The organism is Thermomonospora echinospora (assembly GCF_900108175.1).
Classification (GTDB): domain Bacteria; phylum Actinomycetota; class Actinomycetes; order Streptosporangiales; family Streptosporangiaceae; genus Thermomonospora; species Thermomonospora echinospora.
This window is the reverse complement of the sequence record NZ_FNVO01000008.1, coordinates 59,591-82,940: the sequence shown is the minus strand read 5'-3', so window position 1 is coordinate 82,940 and position 23,350 is coordinate 59,591. Positions and strand designations below refer to the sequence as shown.

The 23,350-nt window shown below is 73.5% G+C and carries 22 protein-coding genes and 1 riboswitch; of the genes, 5 read left to right on the top strand and 17 right to left on the bottom strand.

The features are described 5' to 3' along the window. Positions 1-16: 16 nt before the first annotated feature. From C4U03_RS19440 to C4U03_RS19410, 7 genes are all read right to left on the bottom strand, one after another. Complete coding sequence (locus C4U03_RS19440; RefSeq protein ID WP_103939238.1) at positions 17-1,603, bottom strand: fused response regulator/phosphatase; 1,587 nt, start codon at positions 1,601-1,603, stop codon at positions 17-19. Beyond that, on the bottom strand, positions 1,600-3,015 hold the full coding sequence (locus C4U03_RS19435) for a sensor histidine kinase (protein WP_103939237.1): 1,416 nt from the start codon (positions 3,013-3,015) through the stop codon (positions 1,600-1,602). The genes C4U03_RS19440 and C4U03_RS19435 overlap by 4 nt, the downstream gene beginning before the upstream one ends. Beyond that, positions 3,012-4,073, bottom strand: a complete 1,062-nt coding sequence (locus C4U03_RS19430; protein ID WP_103939236.1) for an ATP-binding SpoIIE family protein phosphatase — start codon at positions 4,071-4,073, stop codon at positions 3,012-3,014. The genes C4U03_RS19435 and C4U03_RS19430 overlap by 4 nt, the downstream gene beginning before the upstream one ends. Further along, positions 4,061-4,465, bottom strand: coding sequence for an ATP-binding protein (locus tag C4U03_RS19425; RefSeq protein WP_103939235.1), 405 nt, complete (start codon positions 4,463-4,465; stop codon positions 4,061-4,063). The genes C4U03_RS19430 and C4U03_RS19425 overlap by 13 nt, the downstream gene beginning before the upstream one ends. After that, entirely contained in the window at positions 4,462-4,848 is a 387-nt protein-coding gene (locus C4U03_RS19420) for an STAS domain-containing protein (protein ID WP_200827333.1), read from the bottom strand. Before C4U03_RS19420 ends, C4U03_RS19425 begins: the two co-directional genes overlap by 4 nt. Further along, a complete protein-coding gene (locus C4U03_RS19415; protein WP_235017976.1) occupies positions 4,848-5,690 on the bottom strand; it encodes an STAS domain-containing protein in 843 nt (280 codons plus the stop codon). The genes C4U03_RS19420 and C4U03_RS19415 overlap by 1 nt, the downstream gene beginning before the upstream one ends. A 103-nt stretch (positions 5,691-5,793) precedes the next feature. Further along, positions 5,794-6,432, bottom strand: a complete 639-nt coding sequence (locus C4U03_RS19410; protein ID WP_103939234.1) for a carboxymuconolactone decarboxylase family protein — start codon at positions 6,430-6,432, stop codon at positions 5,794-5,796. A gap of 157 nt (positions 6,433-6,589) precedes the next feature. Between C4U03_RS19410 and C4U03_RS19405 the strand changes: the two genes are divergently transcribed. Together C4U03_RS19405 and C4U03_RS19400 are read left to right on the top strand one after the other, a co-directional pair. Further along, positions 6,590-7,699: a GNAT family N-acetyltransferase gene (locus tag C4U03_RS19405; protein WP_103939233.1), complete on the top strand. Its 1,110-nt coding sequence runs from the start codon at positions 6,590-6,592 to the stop codon at positions 7,697-7,699. A 71-nt stretch (positions 7,700-7,770) separates the two neighbouring features. Beyond that, positions 7,771-8,592, top strand: coding sequence for a class I SAM-dependent methyltransferase (locus tag C4U03_RS19400; RefSeq protein WP_103939232.1), 822 nt, complete (start codon positions 7,771-7,773; stop codon positions 8,590-8,592). 197 nt (positions 8,593-8,789) lie between these two features. On the opposite strand, the gene C4U03_RS19390 is transcribed toward C4U03_RS19400, so the two are convergent. Next, positions 8,790-10,061 carry a serine hydroxymethyltransferase gene (locus C4U03_RS19390; RefSeq protein ID WP_103939231.1) on the bottom strand — a complete coding sequence of 424 codons (1,272 nt, stop codon included), beginning with the start codon at positions 10,059-10,061 and terminating at the stop codon, positions 8,790-8,792. A gap of 71 nt (positions 10,062-10,132) precedes the next feature. Further along, positions 10,133-10,218: riboswitch (ZMP/ZTP riboswitch) on the bottom strand. A gap of 91 nt (positions 10,219-10,309) precedes the next feature. Between C4U03_RS19390 and C4U03_RS19385 the strand changes: the two genes are divergently transcribed. From C4U03_RS19385 to C4U03_RS19375, 3 genes are all read left to right on the top strand, one after another. Next, the gene (locus C4U03_RS19385) at positions 10,310-11,167 is read left to right on the top strand and encodes a M23 family metallopeptidase (protein WP_103939230.1); all 858 of its coding nucleotides are present in this window, start codon (positions 10,310-10,312) and stop codon (positions 11,165-11,167) included. 16 nt (positions 11,168-11,183) lie between these two features. Then, a complete protein-coding gene (locus C4U03_RS19380; RefSeq protein WP_103939229.1) occupies positions 11,184-11,705 on the top strand; it encodes a helix-turn-helix domain-containing protein in 522 nt (173 codons plus the stop codon). A gap of 64 nt (positions 11,706-11,769) precedes the next feature. Beyond that, on the top strand, positions 11,770-13,071 hold the full coding sequence (locus C4U03_RS19375) for an acyltransferase family protein (protein ID WP_103939228.1): 1,302 nt from the start codon (positions 11,770-11,772) through the stop codon (positions 13,069-13,071). 325 nt (positions 13,072-13,396) lie between these two features. Here the strand turns inward: C4U03_RS19375 and C4U03_RS19370 are convergent, their stop codons facing one another. The 9 genes from C4U03_RS19370 to uvrC all read right to left on the bottom strand — a co-directional run bounded on the left by C4U03_RS19370 (position 13,397) and on the right by uvrC (position 23,228). Next, the gene (locus C4U03_RS19370; RefSeq protein ID WP_103939227.1) at positions 13,397-13,771 is read right to left on the bottom strand and encodes an RNA polymerase-binding protein RbpA; all 375 of its coding nucleotides are present in this window, start codon (positions 13,769-13,771) and stop codon (positions 13,397-13,399) included. 75 nt (positions 13,772-13,846) lie between these two features. Further along, on the bottom strand, positions 13,847-14,089 hold the full coding sequence (gene secG, locus C4U03_RS19365; protein WP_103939226.1) for a preprotein translocase subunit SecG: 243 nt from the start codon (positions 14,087-14,089) through the stop codon (positions 13,847-13,849). Between the two features lie 170 nt (positions 14,090-14,259). Beyond that, positions 14,260-15,057, bottom strand: a complete 798-nt coding sequence (gene tpiA, locus C4U03_RS19360) for a triose-phosphate isomerase (RefSeq protein ID WP_103939225.1) — start codon at positions 15,055-15,057, stop codon at positions 14,260-14,262. A 6-nt stretch (positions 15,058-15,063) separates the two neighbouring features. Next, the gene (locus C4U03_RS19355) at positions 15,064-16,251 is read right to left on the bottom strand and encodes a phosphoglycerate kinase (RefSeq protein ID WP_103939224.1); all 1,188 of its coding nucleotides are present in this window, start codon (positions 16,249-16,251) and stop codon (positions 15,064-15,066) included. A gap of 124 nt (positions 16,252-16,375) precedes the next feature. After that, on the bottom strand, positions 16,376-17,380 hold the full coding sequence (gap, locus tag C4U03_RS19350; RefSeq protein WP_103939223.1) for a type I glyceraldehyde-3-phosphate dehydrogenase: 1,005 nt from the start codon (positions 17,378-17,380) through the stop codon (positions 16,376-16,378). Positions 17,381-17,642: 262 nt separating this feature from the next. Next, positions 17,643-18,623: a DNA-binding protein WhiA gene (gene whiA, locus C4U03_RS19345; protein WP_103939222.1), complete on the bottom strand. Its 981-nt coding sequence runs from the start codon at positions 18,621-18,623 to the stop codon at positions 17,643-17,645. Positions 18,624-18,684: 61 nt separating this feature from the next. Next, positions 18,685-19,641, bottom strand: a complete 957-nt coding sequence (locus tag C4U03_RS19340) for a gluconeogenesis factor YvcK family protein (RefSeq protein WP_103939431.1) — start codon at positions 19,639-19,641, stop codon at positions 18,685-18,687. Positions 19,642-20,097: 456 nt separating this feature from the next. Then, positions 20,098-20,982 (bottom strand): RNase adapter RapZ, encoded by an 885-nt coding sequence (rapZ, locus tag C4U03_RS19335; RefSeq protein ID WP_103939221.1) that lies wholly within the window; start codon positions 20,980-20,982, stop codon positions 20,098-20,100. Then, entirely contained in the window at positions 20,979-23,228 is a 2,250-nt protein-coding gene (gene uvrC, locus C4U03_RS19330; RefSeq protein ID WP_103939220.1) for an excinuclease ABC subunit UvrC, read from the bottom strand. The genes rapZ and uvrC overlap by 4 nt, the downstream gene beginning before the upstream one ends. Between the last annotated feature and the right edge of the window lie 122 nt (positions 23,229-23,350).

The following is a 23,350-nucleotide window of genomic DNA, read 5'->3' as shown; positions in this document are numbered from 1 at the left end:
GCCAGGAGCCGTGCGCTCAGCCCTGCGGGTCGCGGCGCACCACCACCATCGCCACGTCGTCCTCGCGATGGCCGAACGTGGCGAGCACCCGGTCGCTGAACGCCTCCAGGTCCTCCTCGACGTGCGCGGCCAGGACGCGCAGCCGCTCCAGGTTGCCGGTCAGCGGCACGCCGCGGTCCTCCACCAGCCCGTCGGTGAACAGCAGCACGGTGCCGCCAGGCGGGACCACGGCGCGCTGCACGCCGACGTGGTCGACGGGGAAGCCGATCAGCACGCCGCCGCCCTCGCCGAAACGGGCTCCGTCGCCATCCACGAACAGCGGTGCCAGATGGCCCGCGCTGGCGATCTCCAGGGTGCCGTCGGCCGGATCCAGGGTCGCCAGGCAGACCGTGGCGGTCTGGTCGTCGTGATAACGCCGCAGCACCCGGTTGAGCCCCTGCAGGATCCGCTCGGCGTCGTGCCCCTCCCCCGCGAAGGCGCGCAGGGCGTGCCGCAGCTCGGCCATCACCGTGGCGGCGTGCAGCGAGTGCCCCTGTACGTCCCCGATGGCGATCAGCAGCCGGTCATCGATCTTCAGGATCTCGTAGAAGTCGCCGCCGACCTCGGCCTGTTCGGCGGCCGGCTCGTAGCGCACCGCGAACCTCCAGCCGGGCACCTCCGGCAGCGCGGAGGGCAGCAGGCTACGCTGCAGGGTCACTGCGATCCGGTGCTCCTCGGTGTAGGAGCGCAGCGCCTCCACGGCCAGCGCCACCGCCTGGCCGAGCTGGCGCAGCATGTTGAACTCGTCCTCGTCGAGCGCGCCCCGGGCCTCGACCGCCAGGCAGACCGGCGGCCGGCCGACCTTGGTGCGGGACATCACCATGGACACCGCGCCGTCGACCGCCGCGTCCGGCAGCACGGTGCGCCACCGGTCCAGGGGGACGATCGCCACCGCCGTCCCGGTGCCCCCGCCGAGGTCCACGAAGTCGCCCAGCCGTTCCATCACCCCGGGGTCGGCGCCGCGCGGCCAGATCGCCGTGGCCGGCCACATGCAGACGGCGCGGCGCAGCCGGCCGTCGGCCGGCAGGATCAGGGCCGCCGCCGCCACCCCGAAGACCTCGGCGGCGCCGCGGGCCGCGGCGGCGGCCAGCCCGTCGAAGGTGTCGGCGGCGTTGATCTCCAGCGTCGCCCGGGCCAGCGCGGCCAGCCGCTCGGCCAGCCGCTCGGCCAGCCGGCGGGCCTGGTAGTAGCGCAGCACCGCCTGGACGGTGGCCAGGAACTCCTCCGGGTCGATCGGGTCGGTCATGTAGGCGTCGGCACCGCCGCGCAGCCCGAGGGCGCGGTCGGCGACCTCGACCGCCGTTCCGGAGATGTGGATCACCGGCAGGGACGCGGTGGCCGGGTCGGCCTTGATCCGCTCGCATACCTCCAGGCCGCTCATGTCGGGCAGCCGCACGTCCAGGACCACCAGGTCGATCTCGTGCTCGGCCAGCCGCTCCCAGGCCTGCGCCGCCGAGGCCGCCTCGATGACGGTGTGGCCGGCCCGGCGCAGCCAGCTGCCGATGATGTACCGCTTGGTGTCGACGTCGTCGACCACCAGGGTCGTCCTCGGTTCGGCGGTCATGGCGTCCCCTCCTGGCCCGTCCCGTCCGCGGTGCCCGCCCGGCCGGCGCCGGGCGGCCGGCGCGGGCCGGGTTCCCCGCCGGGACTCAGCGGGATCCGCACGGTCACGGTGGTGCCCTCGCCGAGGGCGCTGTGCAGGGTCAGCCCGCCGCCCAGCGCCTCGGCCAGCCGCCGGGCGTACGGCAGGCCCAGCCCGGTGCCCCCGCCGCCGCTGCCGGGCACCTGGTAGAACTCCTCGAAGACCCGTTCCTGCTCCTCGGGGGCGATGCCCACCCCGGTGTCGGCCACGGTGAAGACCACGTGCCCGTCCTCGGTCCGGGCGGCCAGCCGCACCTCGCCGCGGCGGGTGAACTTCAGCCCGTTGGCCAGCAGGTTGCGCAGGATGCGGGTGAGCATCACCTCGTCGGTGACCGGCGCGTCCGACGGGCCGGTCGCGCCCTCCACCACCAGCCGCAGCCCGGCCTGCTCGGCCATCGGCTCCAGCAGCGAGCGCAGGTGCTCCAGCAGCGCGGGCACGTCCACCGGGACCGGCCGCAGGGACAGCCGGCCCTCCTCGGCCTTGGCCATGTCCAGCAGTTCGTCCACCAGGGCCAGGATCGTCTGCCCGGAGTGCGCGATCAGCCCGATCTGGTGCCGCTGCTCGGCGCTGAGCGGGTCGGCGCGGGTGTCCAGCAGCAGCCGGGCCAGGCCGATCATCGAGTTGATGGGAGTGCGCAGCTCGTGGCTGATGTTGGCCCAGAACCGGTTCTTGGACTCGCTCGCCCGCCGCAGCTGCTCGGACTTGTCGTCCAGCTCGGCGTAGAGGGCCACCACGCCCTGGTTGGTCTCCTCCATCTCCTGGGTCAGCTGGTTGTACATGGCCACGACGCCGTGGTTGGTCTCCTCCAGCTCCGCGTGCAGCTCGCGCAGCTCCTCGTGCTTGCGGCGCAGGTCCTCCAGGGCCTCGATCAGCTCCTCGTTCTGCCGCCGCAGTTCCTCCTGGGCCGAGGCGGGCACCAGGCGGGCGAGGCGTTCCTGCACCGCCCGCACCCTGGCGTCGCCGGGCACCGGGGCGTCCTCGGGCAGGTGCTTGCGCACCCGGACGATCACCCGGTCGCCGCGCGTCTCCTCCTCGACCTCGTCCATCAGCCGGGCCGCCACCGCCATCGCCTCGGCCAGCGCCGGGCGTTCCTCCCGCCGGAAGCCGACCTCGACCACCAGCGCCGGCCGCTGCACCCGCCGGATCCAGAACACCGCCTCCACGGGACCGTGCTCGGCGTACGCCTCACGGCCGAGCTCGCTGATCGCGGCGGCGACCCGGGCCCGGTCCGGGCCGTCCAGCCCTACGGCGTCGGCGGCCTCCCGGCCGGCCTGCCGGAAGGCGAACAGGTCCTCCTCGTCGTGGATGTGCAGGCGCAGCAGCTCGCGGATCATGCCGTGTCTACCCCGCTGGTCCGGTCCGGCGGCCGCACCACCAGGACGGCCCGGTCGTCGCGCCGCACGCCGGCGTCCCGCAGCAGGGTCGCGGCGATCACCAGGGGCGCCTGGGCGGACAGCCCCGGGAAGTCGTGCGGTCCCCAGCGGCTGGTCAGCCCGTCGGAGTGCAGTACGACCACGGCGCCGGGCGGCAGCTCGTAGCGGTGCTCGCGCAGGCCGCGGGCCTGGTGCCCGGCGATGCCCGGCACCGAGATCATGCCCTGCCGGCGCTCGCCGTCGACGATCCAGCCGGCCACGTTGCCCAGGCCGGCGAAGTCGACGCGGCGCGTCCGGCCGTTGATCGCGGCCACCGCGACCGCGCCGCCGCGGGTGCGCCCGAGTCTCTGGTGGACCCGTTGCAGCAGGTCCGCCGGGCGCATCGGCAGGGGGCTGTCCTGCACGGCCCGTACCGCCTCGCGGGCCGCCAGCGCCGCCAGCGGCCCGTGCCCGAGACCGTCGCAGAGCATGGCGTAGACCACCTCGTCCACCTGGCTGGCGGCGAACGCGTCGCCGCACTGCTCCTCGCCGGTGATGGGTCGGTTCAGCCCGGCGTGGGGCGTCTCGGCGAACGTGCCGGGGACGGCCTCGAACCGCGCGATGAGCACGGTGCCGCGCCGGGGCAGCGAGTACACGTGGCTGTGGTCGGCGATGCGCGCGATCATGCCCATGCCGATGCCCAGGGTTCCGGTCGAGGACTGCCCGTCGACCATCACGGCGGGCACGTCGGCGATGCCGGGCCCGGAGTCCGTGCACACCATCTCGATGGCGGCGTGGTCGGCGTCCCGGACCACGCGCAGCAGCAGTTCGCCCTGCTGCGCGTGCTTGGAGAGGTTGGAGGCGGCCTCGCTGACGGCGAGCTGGAGCCTGGCCACCCGTTCGGGGGGAAATCCCAGCCGTTCGGCCAGCTGCGCGACCAGCCGCCGCAGCCGGGCGGCGACGCTGGCCTCCTCCACCGGTGTCCGGATCACCTCGTCGGCCGCCGGATCGGTCATCCAGCCGCCCGTCAGCGGGTCCATTTCGTCACCGTGATCCTGGTGCCCCGGCCCACGGCGGTGTCCAGCTCGAACTCGTCCACCAGCCGCCGGGAGCCCGGCAGGCCCAGGCCCAGGCCCTGGCCGCTGGACCAGCCGTCGGTGAGCGCCAGGTCCACGTCGGAGATGCCGGGTCCCTCGTCGCTGAAGATCATGCGTACCCCGGTCCGGCCGGTCGGGCCGGTCAACCGCTCGATCCGCACGGTCCCGCCGCCGCCGTGTACCACGATGTTGCGGGCCAGCTCGCTGGCCGCGGTGACGAGCTTGGTCTGGTCCACCAGGGACATGCGGATATCCCCCGCGATGGTCCGCACCATCTTGCGGATGCCGACGATGTCATCGCTGGAGCCGACCCGCACCTCGTGGACGTCGCTCATCGGCCGCTCATCGTCCCCGGCGGCCCGCCGGGGTCCGGGGCGGCCAGCAGTCGCATGCCCTTCTCCAGGTTCAGGGCGGTGTGCACCCCGCCCAGTGACAGCCCCAGCTCCACCAGGGTGATCGCCACCGCCGGACGCATGCCGACCACCACGGTGCGGGCGTCCAGCAGCCGGGACATGGCGGCGATGGTGGCGAACATCCGGCCGATGAACGAGTCGACGATCTCCACCGCGGTGATGTCGATGACCACCCCCCGGGCGCCGGTCCGCACGATCTGCTCGGCCAGGTCCTCCTGCAGCGCCAGCGCGGTGCGGTCCTCCAGATCGGTCTGGATGGAGATGAGCAGGACGTCCCCGACCTTGAGAATCGGTACCCGCTCCATCAGCCGACCACCTCGCGCACGATCCGCACGCCGTTGCGCGACAGCAGGTACTCCAGGGCGTCGGCCAGCGTGGCCTTGCTGACGATGTCGCCGAACTCGATGCCCAGCGCGACGATGGTCTGGGCGATCTGCGGCCGGATGCCGGAGATCACGCACTCGGCGCCCATCAGCCGGGCCGCCATGATGGTCTTCATCAGGTGCTGGGCCACCTCGGTGTCGACGGCCGGCACGCCGGTGATGTCGATCACCGCGGACTCCGAGCCGGTGTCGACCAGGGTCTGCAGCAGGGCCTCCATGACGACCTGGGTGCGGGCCGAGTCCAGGGTCCCCACCAGCGGCACCGCCACGATGCCCTCCCACAGCTTCACCACCGGGGTGGACAGCTCCAGCAGCTGCTCGGCCTGGTCTGCGATGACCTGCTCACGGGTCGCGGCGTAGGTCTCGAAGGTCAGCAGCCCGAGATCGTCGACGTAGCGGGAGAAGGCGACGAACTCGTTGATCGCCTGGTCCTCGTCGGCGTCCTCGATCAGTTCGTGCACGACCTGTTTGAGGGTGAAGACGGCGACCGCGGTCTCCTTGGGGGTGAAGTTCTGCCGGGCCCTGCGACCGGACATGTCGGCCAGCACCGCCCGCAGTTCCGACCGGGCGGTGTCGTCCTCCCGCTCCAGCGAGGCCAGCGTCAGGGACAGCAGCTCGCGCAGCTCGCCGCGCAGTTCGGTCTGGGTCGTCCGCCCGCGGAGGGTGGCCCCGGCGAGTTCGGTCCAGCGGTCGAGCGCCGCGTCCTGGCGGGTGCTCAGCAACTGGACGATGTGGGCCTGGCCACCGGACTGCGGGTTCGTCACAGATCACTCCTTATTGCGGGCTTCGCCCATGTCGTCCGGAGCCTACCCCCTTCCCGCAGATCTCCGGCCGCCCCGCAGACCTGCGGGTACGCCGGTGATCTCGTCACGACGTGCCCGGATCGTCCCGCCGGAACGGGGCGGTCTCCCCCTCGGGGACGCCGACCCGGAAGACCCGCATCTGCAGCGCCAGCACGCCGTAGTAGCCGACCAGCGTCACCAGTTCGACCAGCGCGGCCCGGCCCAGCGTGGCGGCGGCCTCGGCGTACAGGGCGTCTCCGAGGTCGCCGTGGGCGAGCAGTTCCCGGGTGGCCGCGTGGACGACCCGTTCCCGCGCGTCGGCGAGCACCGGGTCGCGGCCCTCGCGCAGCGCGTCGAGCTCGGCTTGCGTCAGCCCGGCGCGGCGGCCGATCCGCTCGTGGGCGTACCACTCGTAGTCCGAGCGCCAGTGCGCGGCGGCGGTCAGGGTGGCGATCTCCCGCTCCCGCGCGGTGAAGCCGGTGCGAAAGCGCAGCGCCGACCCCAGGTCCTGCAGCGGCAGGCCGACCGCCGGGCTGTAGAGCATGGCGTTGAACGGCCCGAGCAGACGGCCGTCGCCGTCGGTGATCCGGAACGCCGGGGGGCGGGCGGCGCGCGGCCCGGCGGTGACCGCCTCGTACACCTCGCGCTGCGCCTCGCTCAGCGCACGGGGGTCCAGCGGCGGCAGCCGGCCGTCGTCGGTCTCATCGGCACGCGGATGGCTCATCCACCGCACGCTAGAGCATCGGCGGCCCGTCCCACCCGGTGGGAGCCGGTGCACCGGCCGGCAGGCGAAACGGCGGGCTCATCGTGGCGTAGCGGTTTCGTAACACGGCTGGGCGACCGTGAGGGGGATCGCCGCCCCCGGAAAAGGGAACGCTCCAATGCCACTGCTGCGCATCCGTACCCAGATCGAGGATCGGCCCGGCCGGCTGGCCGTGCTGACGGCCGCGCTGGCCGAGCGGGGTGCCAACATCCTCGGCCTGTCCGTCCAGGTGGACGCCGAGGGGGTGGTGGACGAATTCGTCGTGGACGTCCGGCGGGGCGGGGCCTGGCCCCGGGAGCTGGCCGCCGCGATCGAGGCGGCCGGCGGCCGGCACACCACCGTGGTGCCCGCCCGCCCGCACGAGCTGATCGACGAGCCGACCCGGGCGCTGACGCTGGCCGCCCGGCTGCGGACCGATCCGCGGTCCCTGCCCCGGGCGCTGGCCGAACTGCTGCGCGCTGACTCGGCGGCCTGGGTGAGCGGAGCGGCGGCCCTGCGCGAGCCCGGGCCGGACGGCCGTCACGACGCCGACGCCCCACGGTCCTTCGAGCTGCTCGTTCCGGTCGGGCCGCTGCGCGCGGTGCGGCTGCGGCGGGCCGGGCTGCCGTTCACCGCCACCGAGGCCGCCCGGGCCGACGCGCTGGTGCGGGCGGCGCTACCGGCCGACGAGCCCCGCCCGACCTCGCGGCGGGTGCTGCTGCGGGACGGCACCGAGATCGTGGTGCGGCCGCTGGAGCGCCGCGACGGCGCGGCCGTACAGGCCATGCACGAGCGGTGCTCCCAGGCCAGCCGCCGGGCGCGGTACTTCAGCGCCAAGCCGTCGCTGCCGCAGCGGGCGCTGGACCTGTTCTGCGAGCCGGCCTACGGGCTGACGCTGGTCGCCGAGGGTCCGGACGGCTCGATCCTGGCGCTGGCGCACCTGGTGCACGTGCTGGACCCCGGGGTGGCGGAGCCGGCCTTCCTGGTGGAGGACGCCTGGCAGGGCCGGGGGCTGGGCCGGATGCTGACCGACCTGCTGCTGGTGCTGGGCCGGGACCGGGGGCTGGTGGAGCTGCGCGCCTCGGTGCTCGCCGACAACGCGCGGATGCGCCGACTGCTGACCGGCGTGGGCGGCCGGATCCGGCACACCGACGATCCCGCCGTCGTGGAGATCAGGGTCCGGTTGGACGGCCGGGCCGCGCGGGCCGCCGCCGCGTCTCCGGGGGCGAGGGTGCCGCTGGCGGGCTAACCCCCGCTCCGAGAACGAGCAGGCCTGGCACGATGGCTTCGAGGACGGGCAGGTCCTGACACGATGGTGCGGTGAGCAGTACGCCGGACGAACCCACCGACACCGCGGACAACCCCGTCTACGACAACCCCTGGGCCTACGATCTGGCCTGCGCCTTCCGCGACGTGCGGGCCGAGGTGGACGCCCTGCTGGGCTGGTACGCCCGGTCCGGCCCGTCCCGGCGCGGCCTGCCCGGATCGGTGCTGGAGCTGGCGGCGGGGCCCGCCGAGCACGCCCGGGAGTTCGCGCGGCGCGGGATCCCCGCGACCGCGCTGGACCTGAGCCCGGCCATGTGCGCCTACGCCGAGGAGCGCGCCAAGGCGGACGGGGTCGCGCTGGAGGTCGTCCGGGCGGACATGGCCCGCTTCGAGCTGGGCCGCGGGTTCGACCTCATCGTGACGATGCTGGACTCGACCGCCCACTTGATGACGCTGGACGCCTTCGTCGCGCATCTGGACCGGGTGGCCGGGCATCTGACCGCCGGCGGGTGTTACGTCCTGGAGATGAGCCATCCGGCCGACCGGCTCACCGACGAGCCGTCCACCGGCACCGTCTGGACGGTCGAACGCGACGGTGTGCGGGCCGACGTGCGCTGGGGCGAGCCCGGTGACCGGCTCGACCCGATCACGCAGGTGGTGCGGGAGCACGTCACCATCGCCGTCGCCCGCGAGGGCGGCAGCGAGGTGATCCGGGGGGTGGTGCCCTACCGGTTCTGGACGGCGACCGAGCTGACGGCGGCCGTCCGGCTGTCGGGGGCGCTGCGGGTCGTCGCCCAGTACGGCGACTTCACCGGGATCGGGCCGGGCGACCCGGACGCCTGGCGGCTGATCACGGTGTTCCGCCCGGCCAGTTAGCGGACCCGGCCGACCGCCGCCGCCCGAACACCGGCGGTCGGCCCCGCTCCCAGCGGCGGCGCCCGGTGCCGTCCCGGCCGGCGCACCACCGCCGGCCGGGCACCGGATCCGGCATCGGGCGCCCGTGCGTTCCCACCGGTGACGGTAGTGACGCCGGTGACGGCGGTGTGCGGGCCGCCGTCACCGGCGCGTGCGGGTCAGGGCGTGGGAGCCCAGCCGGGCATCGGGAAGGCGGCCAGCAGCTCGCGGATCTCGGCGGCGATCCCGTCGAGCCGCGCCTCGTCCTGCTTGGCCGCCGCCTGCACGGCCTCGTCGATCCAGGCGGCCAGGTGCGGCATGTGCCGTTCGGTCAGCCCCCGGGTGGTGATCGCCGCGGTGCCCAGCCGCAGCCCGGACGGGTCGAACGGCTTGCGCGGATCGAACGGCACCGTGTTGTGGTTCAGCTCGATGCCCGCCCGGTCCAGCGCCCGGGCGGCCGGCTTGCCCGCCACGCCCCTGCTGGTCAGGTCGATGAGGATGAGGTGGTTGTCGGTGCCGCCGGAGACCAGGTCGAAACCGCGTTCCAGCAGCGCCGTGGCCAGCGCCGCGGCGTTGGCCACGATCTGGTGGGCGTAGGCGCCGAACCCGGGGTCCGCCGCCTCCTTGAGCGCCACCGCGATCCCGGCCGTGGTGTGGTTGTGCGGGCCGCCCTGCAGGCCGGGGAAGACCGCCTTGTCCACGGCGGCGGCATGCTCGGCGGTGGACATGATCATGGCGCCGCGCGGCCCGCGCAGCGTCTTGTGCGTGGTGGTGGTGATCACGTCGGCATGGCCGACCGGCGAGGGGTGGGCGCCGCCGGCGATCAGCCCGGCGATGTGCGCGACGTCGGCGGCCAGCACCGCCCCCACCTCCCGGGCGATCTCGGCGAACGCCGGGAAGTCGATGGTGCGCGGCACGGCCGTGCCGCCGCACCAGATGATCTTGGGGCGCTCCCGGCGAGCCAGGTCGCGCACCTCGTCCAGGTCGATGCGGCCGGTGTCGGCGCGCACGCCGTAGCGGACCGAGGTGAACCACCTGCCGGTGGCCGACACCGACCAGCCGTGGGTCAGGTGCCCGCCCATCGGCAGGGACATGCCCATCACCGTGTCGCCGGGCTCGGCGAAGGCCAGGTAGACGGCCAGGTTGGCGGGCGAGCCCGAGTACGGCTGGACGTTGGCGTGCGCCGCGCCGAAGACGCCCTTGGCCCGCTCGACGGCCAGCGTCTCGATCGGGTCGACGTTCTGCTGGCCCTCGTAGTAGCGGCGGCCGCAATAGCCCTCGGAGTACTTGTTGGTCAGGACGGAACCGGTGGCCTCCAGGACCGCGGGCGAGACGTAGTTCTCCGAGGCGATGAGGCGGGCCTTGTCGAACTGCCGTCGCGCCTCGGCCTCGACGAGCCGGGCGATGTCCGGGTCGGCGGCGTGCAGATGGGGGATGGCCGGCTGGTGCATGTCTAACCTCCGCGCTGGTCGCGCCGAGGACCCGTGCTGGGCGGCGGGCCGCGCACGAGGCCCCGGCGGGGCCCGTACACCCAGGCGCGCGGCGTGCGGACGGCTTCGCTCCCCGGTGGTCGATCCCACCTTGTCTGCGCCAGTCACGTGCCGCCCATCGTAGCGAACCCCGGCCCGGCACCCCGTTGACCGGATTACGTATTTACGTAAAACTTGAAGAAGATGGACGGACATCCCGGGAGGCACCGATGAGCGACAGGTTCGCCAGGCATCTGGCCCGTGTGCGGACCCCGCTGCTGCTGGCCGGTCTGGCCGTGGCGTTCAGCGCGAGGTTCCACGGGTTCGGCTGGGTCGGGACGGTGATGATCGTCGTGGGCCTGGTACTGATCGTGCTGCCCGCCGGCGCGGTGCGGCGGCGGCCCCCGGTCGAGGTGGACGCCCCCGTCCGAGGACGCTGGGTGGCGGTCAACAGCCCGGCCGACAAGGTCCCCAGCCACGGGACGCACGAGTTCGGCCAGGCCTACGCCATCGATCTGGTCCACCAGCCCGATCCCGCCGCCGACCGCGGGACCGTGCGCCGCTGGCCGCCGGCGCGCCGGCCCGAGACGTTCCCCTCGTTCGGCCGGCCGATCCTGTCCCCCGCCGACGCCGTCGTGGTGCGCGCCGTCGACGGGCAGCGCGACCACTGGAGCCGCGACTCCTGGCCCGGCCTGGTCTACCTCTTCGTCGTCGAGGGGATCGTGCGCGGCGTCGGCGCCGCGGTGAGCCCCCGCTTCCTGCTGGGCAACCACCTGATCCTGGACCTCGGCGACGGGGTGTACGCGGCGCTGGCCCATCTGCGGCGGGGCTCGCTGCGAGTGCGTCCCGGGCAGCGGGTCCGGGCGGGCGAGCAGGTCGCCGAGTGCGGCAACTCCGGCAACTCCTCCGAACCCCACCTGCACTTCCAGTTGATGGACGGTCCCAGGCCGATGGTCGCCGCCGGGTTGCCGTTCGCCTTCGCGTTCCAGGCCGACGGCACCGAGCACTACGGTGTGCCGAAGGGCGCGCAGCCGTTCACCACCGGCCCCCTGGCCCCCGATCCCGCGGCGGCCGGCACCAGAAGCTGAACATCGAGGAGCACGGTTGACCAGGAACGGGGAGGAACCCACCCTCGACGAGCGGGTGGCGCGGCTGGAGACCCGGGTCGCCGAGCTGGAGAGCGGGCACCGGTCCTCGCGCGCCGGCGGCCCGGATCTCGGCGCCGACGCGTTCTGGGCGCTGACCGGCCTGAAGGAGCGCGCGGACGCCCCCGGCATGGTGCTGTTCACCGGCTCGGTGACGCTGCCCGGCGGCGAGCAGGCCGAGTGGCAGCAGGGGCACCCGGTCGACGAGCTGCTCGCCGACGACTGGAGTCAGGCCGCCGCGGCGGTGGCCGCTTTGGGCCATCCGATCCGGCTGCTGCTGCTGCGCGAGATCCTGCACGGCGCCCGCACCGTCGCCGAGCTCGGCGCGCACGAGCGGCTCGGCACGACCGGGCAGCTCTACCACCATCTTCGCCAGCTCGTGGCGGCAGGCTGGCTGCGCACCACGGCCCGCGGGCAGTACGCGGTCCCGGCCGAACGGGTCGTCCCGCTCCTGGTCGTGCTGGCCGCCGTGCGGCGGTGATCGGCGGCCCGCCGCAACGAGGGGTGCACTTTCGGTCAGAGGGGCCTATAAGGTCGTTCGGGACATGGATGGTGCGCGGACCGGAGAGGGCGCGGCGCGGCTGGCGTGGCTGGACGCGTTGCGCGGGCTCGCCGCACTAGCGGTGGCCTTCCACCACGCCACCTACCACTACGCGCCCGGCCTGCGCCGCCAGATCACCGCGTGGTTCGACCCCGGCATGTACGGCGTGATGGTGTTCTTCCTGGTCAGCGGCTACATCATTCCCGCGTCCCTGGAACGCTCGCGCTCGCTGGGCCGCTTCTGGGTGGGCCGGGTGTTCCGGATCTACCCGCTGCTGCTGTTCGCGCTGACCGCCGTCGTGGTGATCGCGGCCACCGATATGTGGCCGCTGCGCGACGGGCTGGCCGAACTGGACCGCTGGGCGGTCGCGCTGGCCCACCTGACAATGCTGCAGGACCTGCTGGCGGTGCCCAACGCGCTGAACGTGCTGTGGACGCTGTCCTACGAGATGCTGTTCTACCTGCTGGTGGCGGCGCTGTTCGCGGTGGGCCTGCACCGCCGGTCGGCCGGGATCGCCGCGGGGCTGGCCGGGGGCGCCGCGGCGGCGGTGGCGCTGGGCGGGCTGGTGCCGGCCACCGCGCTCACCAAGGTCGCCGGGGTCACCCCGGTCGTCACCGTGACGGCCCTGGTCATGGCGGCCGCGATCGGCTGCGCGTTCTGCCGGCGGCCGCAGGTGCGGGCCGCGGGCGCGGTGCTGGGCGGTCTGCTGGCCGTCGTGCTGCTGGCCGCCAACGGGCGGGTTCCGCTGTGGGAAGGGCTGGTCATCCTGGCGGTGATGTTCACCGGCACCGCGCTGTACCGGGCCGAACGGGGGCAGATCAGGGTCCGTGCCGCCGTGCTCAGCGCGGGCGCGGTGCTCGTCGTCGCGGTGGCCGCCGGGCTGTGGCACATGGGCGGCTGGGGGCTGCCCGCCGACGAGGTGCTGGGGCTGCGCCGGGCCTGGGCGTCCGCCCTGGTGTTGGCGGCGCTCACCTTCGCGGCGGGGATGGCGCTGCGCCACCGTGCGATGCCGCGCGGGCTGACCATCCTGGGCGTGATCAGCTACTCGGTGTACCTGCTGCACCCGGTGCTGCTGATCGTCTCCGACTCGCTGTTCGGCCGCCCGCGCCAGGACGCCCCGTTCTGGCTGGCGCTGTTCCTGGCCGCCCTGGTGGCGGCCGCCCTGCTCACCCAGCGCCTGGTGGAACGTCCAGCGCAACGCCTGGGCCGCCGGGTCGCCCGGCGGCTCACCTCCGGCCCCACCACCGGCGCGAACAACGGCACGACACCGCACGCCGACACCGACCGGACGGCCCTGACCCACTGAAGCGGCGGCACCGTCCCCGTCCGGCTCGGCCACCACCGGCGCGGACAACAACACAGCGCCGCACCCCGACACCGGCCCGCCGACCGGCAACGACCGCCCCGGCCGGCCCCGCCACCATGGACACCGACGACGGCACGACACCGCCACCGGCACAGACCGGACGGTCCCGGCCCGCCGACCGGCCCGGTCACCGGCAGCGCGAACGACCGCGCGACCGGCGGACCGGCACCGACCGGTGGCTTCGGCGAGCCCGGCCGGCGACGGGCAGGAAGACGACGGCCCGGGTCCCGCCGGGGCGGGAACCGGGCCGTGACGCGGGAGGGGCTCAGCCCCGGCCGGCCGCCTCCATGGCGGCGCGGACCGCGGCCCGCTTCTCGCGCAGCTTGGCGAGGGCCTCCTCAAGGATGGCCTCGCCGTCGGCGTCGCTGCGCCGCTCCTTCACGTACGCCAGGTGCGTCTTGTACGGCTCGGTCTTCGGCGGAGCGGGCGGGTTCTCGGCGTCCTTGCCCGCCGGGAATCCGCAGCGGGGGCAGTCCCACGTGTCGGGAATCGCCACGTCGGTCGCGAAGCTGGGACGGGTCTCGTGCCGGTTGGCACAGTAGAAGCTCACCCAGACCCGGGGCGCCGCGTCCCCGCGCTCGGCCTCTCCCATCGGGCCGGCCCCGACCCGGCTACCCCGAATGGCGTTGCCACTACCCACGGAACTACTCCTCGATTGATCGGCCGCCCACCCTGTGGGGCCGCGGCGGCACTCGTACTACCTGGGGGATCCGGCTCAGCCGACGCCGTTGGACTTCAGCAGCAGGCCCAGAACGACGATCGACGCGAACCAGATGATCCCCGTCCCGATCGTCAGCCGGTCGAGGTTGCGCTCGACCACGGAGGACCCGCCCAGCGAGGAGGAGATCCCGCCGCCGAACATGTCGGACAACCCCCCGCCCTTGCCCTTGTGCATGAGGACGAGCAGGATCATCAGCAGGCTCGTGACGATGAGGACGATCGCGGTTGCAAGGATCACGGTAGTTCAGCGCCTTTTCTGGCCGGCCCCGCGGTTGCGGGGCCCTGGTCAACAACGGCTGACGGAGCCGGGCGGTTTGCCCGTCAGGTATCGAGGGTACGACGAAGTGACTGCTGGTTCAGCAGAAACCCGGTATGGACCGGCGTGTCATCTCCGTTCGTCGGCATGGATCACACCGGAAGGTCCCGGTACCGACAGATCTTGACGAACTCGCCGGCGTCCAGGCTCGCCCCGCCGACCAGCGCGCCGTCCACGTCCGGCTGGGCCATGATCCCGGCGATGTTGCCCGACTTCACCGACCCGCCGTACTGGATGCGCACCCCGGCGGCCAGCTCGGCGTCGTACAGCTCGGCGAGCCGGCCACGGATCGCGCCGCACACCTCCTGCGCGTCGGCCGGGGTGGCGACCTCCCCGGTGCCGATCGCCCAGACCGGCTCATAGGCGATCACGATGGAGCGGGCCTGCTCGGCGGGGATCTTCTCCAGCGCCCGCTCGACCTGGCCCAGGGTGTAGGACACCTGCTCACCGGCCTTGCGGATCTCCAGGCCCTCCCCCACGCACAGGATCGGGGTCAGCTCGGCGGCGTAGGCGGCCTTGATCTTGGCGTTGACGAGCGCGTCGTCCTCGTGGTGGTACTGGCGGCGCTCGGAGTGCCCGACGACCACGTACGAGCAGCCCAGCTTGGCCAGCATCGAGCCGGAGATCTCGCCGGTGTAGGCGCCGGCGGCGTGCGCGGACACGTCCTGCGCGCCGTAGCCGATCTGCAGCTTGTCGGCGTCCACCAGGGTCTGCACCGACCGGATCGCGGTGAACGGCGGCACCACCACCACCTCGACCGCCTCGTGGTCGGCCTCCTTGAGGGCGAAGGCCAGCTGCTGGACGAGCCGGATCGCCTCCAGGTGGGTGTTGTTCATCTTCCAGTTGCCGGCCATGATCGGCTTACGGGAAGGGGTCTTGGCAGCGGCCATCGCGGGTCAGTCCTCCAGTGCCGAAAGGCCGGGCAGCGTCTTGCCTTCCAGGTATTCCAGGCTGGCGCCGCCACCGGTCGAGATGTGGGAGAAGGCGGACTCGTCGAAGCCCAAGGTCCGCACCGCCGCGGCCGAGTCGCCGCCGCCGACCACGGTGAACGCACCGGAGTCGATCAGGGCCTGGGCCACCGCGCGGGTGCCGTGCGCATAGGGCTCCATCTCGAACACGCCCATGGGGCCGTTCCAGAAGATCGTCGCGGTGCCGGCCAGCCGCTCGGCGAACAGCCGCCCGGAGGCGGGGCCGATGTCCAGGCCGAGCCGGTCGGCCGGGATGGCGTCGGCGGGCACCACGTCGTGCTCGGCGTCGGCGGCGAACGCGGTGGCCGCCACGATGTCGACCGGCAGCACGAACTCCACCCCCGCCTTCTCGGCGCGGGCCAGGTACTCGGTCACGGTGTCGAGCTGGTCCTCCTCCAGCAGGCTCTTGCCGACCTCGTGCCCCTGTGCCTTAAGGAAGGTGAAGACCATGCCGCCGCCGATGAGGATGCGGTCGGCCTTGCCCAGCAGGTTGTCGATGACGCCGAGCTTGTCGGAGACCTTGGAGCCGCCCAGCACCACCGCGTACGGCCGCCGGACGTCCTCGGTGAGCCGCCGCAGGACGTCCACCTCGGCGGCGATCAGCTTCCCGGCGGCGTGCGGCAGGCGCCGCGGAACGTCGTAGACGCTGGCGTGCCGGCGGTGCACCGCGCCGAACCCGTCGCCGACGTACAGCTCGGCCAGGGCGGCCAGCCGGTCGGCGAAGGCGCCGCGCTCGGCGTCGTCCTTGCTGGTCTCGCCCGGCTCGAAGCGCAGGTTCTCCAGCAGCGCCACCTGGCCGTCGGCCAGGCCGGCGGTGGTCTCGGCGGCGGAGGCGCCGACCACGTCGGAGGCGAACGCCACGTCCGTGCCGAGCAGCTCGCCGAGCCTGCGGGCCACGGGGGCCAGCGAGAACTCCGTCTTCACCTCGCCCTTGGGGCGGCCCAGGTGGGCGCAGACGATGACCCGGGCGCCGCGCTCGCGCAGCGCCTCGATCGTCGGCAGGCTGGCCCTGATCCGCCCGTCGTCGGTGATCCGGTCGCCGTCCAGGGGGACGTTGAGGTCCGCCCGGACCAGCACCCGCCTCCCGCGGACGTCGAGATCGTCAATGGTGCGCATCGGTGTCCTTCCGCTCATGGTGGCAGCCGGGCTCCCGGCAGGGCGGACGACCCGGCGCGCCGTCCGCCAGACGAGGACCGCCGTGACCGCGCGGCACGGGCACGGTCACGGCGGCGGGAGTCCGTTAGAGCCGGGAGCCGACGAGCTGGACCAGGTCCACCAGGCGGTTGGAGTAGCCCCACTCGTTGTCGTACCAGCCGACGACCTTGGCCTGGTCGCCGATGACCTTGGTCAGGCCGGCGTCCAGGATGCAGGAGGCGGGGTCGGTGACGATGTCGGAGGAGACGATCGGGTCCTCGGTGTAGGTGAGGACGCCGCGCAGCGGGCCCTCGGCGGCCTCCCTGAGCGCGGCGTTGACCTCCTCGACCGTGGTCTCGCGGCCGAGGGTGACGGTCAGGTCGGTGGCCGATCCGGTCGGGATCGGCACCCGCAGCGCGTAGCCGTCCAGCTTGCCCTTCAGCTCCGGCAGCACCAGGCCGATGGCCTTGGCGGCGCCGGTGGAGGTCGGCACGATGTTGAGCGCGGCGGCGCGCGCCCGGCGCAGGTCCTTGTGCGGGCCGTCCTGCAGGTTCTGGTCCTGGGTGTAGGCGTGGATGGTGGTCATCAGGCCGCGCTCGATGCCGAAGGTGTCGTGCAGCACCTTGGCCATCGGGGCCAGGCAGTTGGTGGTGCAGGAGGCGTTGGAGATGATCGTGTGGTTCGCGGGGTCGTAGGAGTCGTCGTTGACCCCCATCACGAGGGTGACGTCCTCGTTCTTGGCCGGCGCGGAGATGATCACCTTCTTGGCGCCGTTGTCGGCGTGCACCTTGGCCTTGGTGGCGTCGGTGAACAGGCCGGTGGACTCGATCACGATGTCCACGCCCAGGTCGCCCCACTTGAGGTTGCCCGGGTCGCGCTCGGCGAAGACCTTGATGCTGCGGCCGCCCACCGCGATCTCGTCGGCGCCCGCCTTCACGTCCTCGCCCAGCCGGCCGAGGATGCTGTCGTACTTGAGCAGATGGGCGAGGGTCGCGTTGTCGGTCAGGTCGTTGACCGCCACGACCTCGACGTCGGCCCCGCCGGCCAGCAGGGCGCGGTAGAAGTTCCGGCCGATCCGGCCGAACCCGTTGATGCCTACGCGGATGGTCACCGAACCGCTCTCCTCGTACCTCGTCCCGCCCGGTGTCACCGGGCCCAGCACTTCATGTCCTACCGGGGTCCGGCCAGAGCCTTCCCCCACGTCTCGACCCTATCCAATGGGCCCGCCGACCTCCGACACCGACCGAGGGTGAAGCGAGGGGTGAGCCGGACTCACTCTGCCGGGGGATCGCCCGCCGGGCGTGGGTCTAGACCATTTTGGTCTAGACCAATGATCGGGTCCAGCCCCTGATGGTCTAGACCTCTGCCGGCGGTCAGGGGGCCAGCATCTCGGCGGTCAGGTTGGCCTCGGTGCCGGGGACCCCCTGGTCGCTGGCCCGCTTGTCGGCCATGGCCAGCAGCCGCCGGATCCGCCCGGCGATCGCGTCCTTGGTCAGCGGCGGGTCGGCGAGCTGGCCCAGCTCCTCCAGCGAGGCCTGCTTGTGCTCCAGCCGCAGCTTGCCGGCGGCCACCAGATGCTCGGGCGCGTCGTCGCCGAGGATCTCCAGCGCCCGCGCCACCCGGGCGCCGGCCGCCACCGCCGCCCGCGCCGAGCGCCGCAGGTTGGCGTCGTCGAAGTTGGCCAGCCGGTTGGCGGTGGCCCGCACCTCGCGGCGCATCCGCCGCTCCTCCCAGGCCAGCACGCTGTCATGGGCGCCGAGCCGGGTCAGCAGCGCGCTGATGGCGTCCCCGTCGCGCACCACCACCCGGTCCACGCCGCGCACCTCACGGGCCTTGGCGTGCACCTTCAGCCGTCGGGCGGCGCCGACCAGCGCCAGCGCGGCCTCCGGGCCGGGGCAGGTCACCTCCAGCGACATCGACCGGCCAGGCTCGGTGAGCGAGCCGTGCGCCAGGAACGCCCCCCGCCAGGCCGACTCGGCGTCGCAGGCCGCCCCCGCCACCACGTGCCGGGGCAGCCCCCGCACCGGCCGGCCGTGGTTGTCGATCAGGCCGGTCTGGCGGGCCAGCGACTCGCCCTCCCGGAACACCCGCACCACGTACCGGTTGCCCTTGCGCAGCCCGCTGGGCGCCAGCACCACCACATCCGAGGTGTGCCCGAACACCTCGGCGATGTCCTTGCGCAGCCGGCGGGCGGCCGCCCCGGTGTCGATCTCGGCCTCGATCACGATCCGGCCGCTGACCAGATGCAGCCCCCCCGCGAACCGCAGCAGCGTCGAGACCTCGGCCTTGCGGCAGCACGGCTTCATGATCGACAGCCTGCTCAGCTCGTCCTTGACCACACCGGTCATCGCCATGGCGCAACCTCCCCCTAGTGAATCCGTCCAGCAGTCTCGCCGATGACCGGCGGCCCGGACGTCACTGACGCAATATCTGTGCGAAAGCTTGGGCCAGCCGAGCCGGATCATGACGCGGCGAGCCGTCGGCGGCGGCCACGTCGGCCAGCATCAGCCGGCCGCCGAGCATCCGCACCGCCTTGTCGAGCGCGTCGGCGTCGTCCACCACCGCCCGGTCGGCCAGCACGACGTCGACCCGCAGCTCGGGGGCGTGCGCCTGCAGCACCTCCAGATGGGTCTGCGGGGAGAAGCCGTCGGTCTCGCCGGGCTGCGGCACCAGGTTGAGCGCGACGATCCGCCGCGCCCGGGTGGCCGTCAGCGCCCTGGCCAGCTCCGGCACCTTCAGGTGCGGCAGCACGCTGGTGAACCAGGAGCCGGGCCCGAACACCACCCAGTCCGCCTCCTCGACGGCCGCCAGCGCCGGCCGGCAGGCCGGCGGGTCCGGCGGCACCAGCGACACGCTCAACACCTTGCCGGGGGTCTTGGCGCAGGCGACCTGCCCGCGGACCTGGGCGGTCTCCTCAGGCCGGGCCGGATCGGCGCCCTGTACCTCGGCGACGATGTCCAGCGGGACCGACGCCATCGGCAGCACCCGGCCCTGAGCGCCCAGCAGCCGGCCCACCCAGTCCAGCCCGGCCACCGTCGCCTCGGGCACCGCGGGCCCGGCTTCCCCTTCGCCGAACAGCTCCCACAGCGCCACGATCAGCAGGTTGCCGACCGCGTGCTCGTGCAGGTCGCCCTGGCTGCGGAAGCGGTGCTGCACCACCCGGCTCCAGGTCTGCCCCCACTCGTCGTCGCCGCACAGCGCGGCCAGCGCCATGCGCAGGTCGCCGGGCGGCAGCACGCCCAGCTCGCGGCGCAGCCGCCCGCTGGAGCCGCCGTCGTCGGCCACCGTGACCACGGCGGTGAGCCGGTCGGTCACCCGGCGCAGCGCCGACAGCGACGCGTACAGCCCGTGTCCCCCGCCGAGGGCCACCACCTTCTCGCTACCGCGCTCGATCACACCATCGCCCCACCCTCACCGACCCTTCCCGCGGTCGCCCGCTCCGCTCGCACCCGGCCGCTCGCCCCTGCCGCCACGGGCCCGGCGTTCAGCACCACCTACCCGCCCACCGGGACGGCCAACACCGCGGCGGCCTGCCGCGGCACCGGCGCGCCCGGTCCCGGGCGCGCCGGCCGCCGGCCGTTCCCGTCGGAAACCGCCTGAGCTCGTGCCCGCACCCGTCCGGAGAAAAGAGCGAACGGCACTATCTTCGAGCATCACCGGACATCTTCGGCACCCGGCAGGGAAAACGGCTCCCCGTGTCCTGGCCTGATCCCGGTCGGATTCCGGCCGGTTACCGGCCGGTGCCGCGGTGGGTGACGCCCCCGCCGGGCCGGGCGAGAGCGGCCACGAGCCGCCGGGAGCGGACCGGTGGACCGCCGCGGCGGTCGGTCACTCGCGGCCGAGATCGCGGTGGGCCACCTGGACCTCGATGCCGGTGTCGCGCAGGCGTGCGGCGAGCTGCTCGGCCATGGCGACGCTGCGGTGCTTGCCACCGGTGCAGCCCACCGCCAGGGTCACGTAGTGCTTGCCCTCGCGCTCGTACCCCTCCGACAGCAGGCGCAGCACGTCGGTGTAGGAGTCCAGGAACTCCTTGGCGCCGCGCTGGCCCAGCACGTAGTCGCGGACGGGGGCGTCGCGGCCGTTCATGGGCCGCAGCTCGGGCACCCAGTGCGGGTTGGGCAGGAACCGGCAGTCCACCACCAGGTCGGCGTCGACCGGCAGCCCGTACTTGTAGCCGAAGGAGACCACGGTGGCGCGCAGGCTGGACTCGCCGCTATCGGTGCCGAAGAACCCGACGATCTTGGCCCGCAGCTCGTGCACGTTCAGCCCGCTGGTGTCGATCACCAGGTCGGCCTCGGCACGCACCTCGCGGACCAGCTCGCGCTCGCGGGCGATGCCGTCCACCAGCCGGCCGTCGCCCTGCAGCGGATGCGGCCGCCGGACCGCCTCGAAGCGCCGCACCAGCTCCTCGTCGCTGGCCTCCAGGAACACCACCCGCGGGTGCACCCCGCGGGCCTCCAGCTCGGCGATGGAGGAGTGCAGGTCGCTGGTGAAGGCGCGGCTGCGCACGTCCACCACGACCGCGATCCGCGGCACCGCGTCCCTGACCCGGCCGCCCAGGTCGGCCATGGTCGCCAGCAGTCCCGGCGGAAGGTTGTCGACCACGAACCAGTCGAGATCCTCCAGCGACTTGGCGGCCGTGCTCCGGCCGGCCCCGGACATCCCCGTGACGATCACGATGTCCGGGATGCCTTTGTGCCCCTCGGCGGTCATGGGCCTCCCCCATCAGCGCTGCCATCACTTGCGGGGGGACCACCGCCCGGCGCGCCCCCCGGTGACGCCCCCGTGGGCGCCTTCTCACCACCGGACGCGGCAGGACGGCCACCCGCGTCCCCCGGCGTCCCGTGCGCGTCGTTTACAGAGGAACGCCCCTGCGTCCCGCCTGCGGAGGCGCGGCCTCCCGTGTCCTCCGGCGCCTCCTGCGCGCCGGCCGCGGTGGGTGGGCCGCCCGTGCCCTCCGTGGCCCCGTGCAGGGCGGCGGCGATCTGCTCGGCGGTGCGCCGGCCGATGCCCGGCACCTCGGCAATCTGGTCAGGGGTGGCCGCCCGCAGCCGCCGCAGCGAGCCGAAGTGCTTGAGCAGGGCGGCGCGGCGGGCCGGGCCCAGGCCGGGCACCCCGTCCAGCTCGCTGGCCGTCATCTCCTTCGAGCGCCGCTGCCGGTGGTAGGTGATCGCGAAGCGGTGCGCCTCGTCCCGCAGCCGCTGCATCAGGAACAGCCCCTCGCTGCCGCGCGGCAGGATCACCGGCTCCTCGTCGCCGGGCAGCCAGATCTCCTCCATCCGCTTGGCCAGCCCGCACACCGCGATCTCCGGCACGCCCAGCTCGTCGAGAGCCCGCTGGGCGGCGGCGACCTGCGGCGGCCCGCCGTCCACCACCACCAGGTTGGGCGGGTAGGCGAACTTGCGGGCCCGGCCGGTGCGCGGGTCGACCGGGCCGGCGGGCGCGCCGTCCTGCTCGTCGGCGTCCCCGAAGCCGTAGGAGGCCAGCACCCCGTCGGCGGCCTCCTCGGCGGACGCGTCGGTGGCCTCGCCGTGCGCGGCCTCCTCGGCGGCTTCGGCGGCCCGGTCGCGTTCGGCCAGGTAGCGCTTGAAGCGCCGGGTGATCACCTCGTGGATGGAGCGGACGTCGTCCTGGCCCTGCACGGCCCTGATGCCGAACCGGCGGTACTCGCTTTTACGGGCCATGCCGTCCTCGAACACCACCATGGAGGCCACCACGTTGGTGCCCTGCAGGTTGGAGACGTCGTAGCACTCGATCCGCAGCGGCGCCTCGTCCAGCTCCAGCGCCTCCTGGATCTCCTGCAGCGCCCGGCTGCGGGTGGTCAGGTCGCCGGCGCGGCGGGTCTTGTGCTGCTTGAGCGCCTCGGCGGCGTTGCGGGCGACGGTCTCCAGCAGCGCCCGCTTGTCGCCGCGGCGCGGCACCCGGATCCGCACCGGGCCCCCGCGCCGCTCGGCGAGCAACTCGCCCACGGCCTCGGCGTCCGGCGGCTCGGCCGGCACCAGCACCTCGCGCGGCACCTGCTCCCCCTCGCCGTAGATCTGGCCGAGGAAGTGCTCGACCAGGTCGGCGGTGGTGACGTCCTCGACCTTGTCGACCACCCAGCCGCGCTGCCCGCGGATGCGGCCGCCGCGCACGTAGAACACCTGGACCGCGGCCTCCAGCGGGTCCTCGGCGAAGGCGATCACGTCGCAGTCGATGTCGTCGCCCAGCACCACCGCCTGCTTCTCCAGCGCGCGCTGCAGCGCCCGCATGTCGTCGCGCAGACGGGCGGCCCGCTCGTACTCCTCGGCCTCGGCGGCCGCCAGCATCTCCCGTTCGATCCGCTTGATGAACCGGCCGGTGTCGCCGGCCATGAAGGCGCAGAAGTCCTCGGCCAGCCGCCGGTGCTCGGCGGCGTCGACACGGCCCACGCACGGCGCCGAGCACTTGTCGATGTAGCCCAGCAGGCAGGGCCGGTCGATCTGGCGGGCCCGCTTGAAGACGCCGGGCTTGCAGGTGCGCACCGGGAACACGCGCAGCAGCAGGTCGACCGTCTCCCTGATCGCCCAGGCGTGCGAGTACGGCCCGAAGTAGCGCACGCCCTTGCGCTTAGCGCCGCGCATCACCATCACCCGCGGGAACTCCTCGTCCAAGGTCACCGCAAGGTAGGGATAGGACTTGTCGTCCCGGTAACGGACGTTGAACCGGGGATCGAACTCCTTGATCCAGGAGTACTCGAGCTGCAGCGCCTCCACCTCGGTACCGACCACCGTCCAGTCGACCCGCGTCGCGGTCTGGAGCATGGTCTGGGTCCGGGGGTGCAGGCCCGCAAAGTCGGCGAAGTAGGAGTTCAGCCGGGAGCGCAGGCTCTTGGCCTTGCCGACGTAGATCACCCGGCCGTGCTCGTCGCGGAACCGATAGACCCCCGGCGAGTCGGGGACCGACCCGGGGGCCGGTCGGTAGTTCGCCGGATCTGCCACACCAGCAGCCTAGTCGGGCCCTGTGACGGAACGCGCCCGGCGGCACGGGGCGGCTCCGGCGGCGACGTGACCTGGATCTCGTTCAGCGGGCACCGATCCGGAAACAGGCAGAAAGGTAGATC

Bases quoted from the DNA above. Each gene is read 5' to 3' on its own strand.
- rapZ (WP_103939221.1), bottom strand. From the start codon at position 20,982: ATGACCGCCGAGGGGCACAAAGGCATCCCGGACATCGTGATCGTCACG.
- C4U03_RS19430 (WP_103939236.1), bottom strand. From the start codon at position 4,073: ATGGACCCGCTGACGGGCGGCTGGATGACCGATCCGGCGGCCGACGAG.
- C4U03_RS19410 (WP_103939234.1), bottom strand. From the start codon at position 6,432: ATGAGCCATCCGCGTGCCGATGAGACCGACGACGGCCGGCTGCCGCCG.
- C4U03_RS19435 (WP_103939237.1), bottom strand. From the start codon at position 3,015: ATGATCCGCGAGCTGCTGCGCCTGCACATCCACGACGAGGAGGACCTG.
- C4U03_RS19405 (WP_103939233.1), top strand. From the start codon at position 6,590: ATGCCACTGCTGCGCATCCGTACCCAGATCGAGGATCGGCCCGGCCGG.
- C4U03_RS19425 (WP_103939235.1), bottom strand. From the start codon at position 4,465: ATGAGCGACGTCCACGAGGTGCGGGTCGGCTCCAGCGATGACATCGTC.
- C4U03_RS19420 (WP_200827333.1), bottom strand. From the start codon at position 4,848: ATGGAGCGGGTACCGATTCTCAAGGTCGGGGACGTCCTGCTCATCTCC.
- C4U03_RS19385 (WP_103939230.1), top strand. From the start codon at position 10,310: ATGAGCGACAGGTTCGCCAGGCATCTGGCCCGTGTGCGGACCCCGCTG.
- C4U03_RS19390 (WP_103939231.1), bottom strand. From the start codon at position 10,061: ATGCACCAGCCGGCCATCCCCCATCTGCACGCCGCCGACCCGGACATC.
- whiA (WP_103939222.1), bottom strand. From the start codon at position 18,623: ATGGCGATGACCGGTGTGGTCAAGGACGAGCTGAGCAGGCTGTCGATC.
- C4U03_RS19440 (WP_103939238.1), bottom strand. From the start codon at position 1,603: ATGACCGCCGAACCGAGGACGACCCTGGTGGTCGACGACGTCGACACC.
- tpiA (WP_103939225.1), bottom strand. From the start codon at position 15,057: ATGGCCGCTGCCAAGACCCCTTCCCGTAAGCCGATCATGGCCGGCAAC.
- C4U03_RS19355 (WP_103939224.1), bottom strand. From the start codon at position 16,251: ATGCGCACCATTGACGATCTCGACGTCCGCGGGAGGCGGGTGCTGGTC.
- C4U03_RS19375 (WP_103939228.1), top strand. From the start codon at position 11,770: ATGGATGGTGCGCGGACCGGAGAGGGCGCGGCGCGGCTGGCGTGGCTG.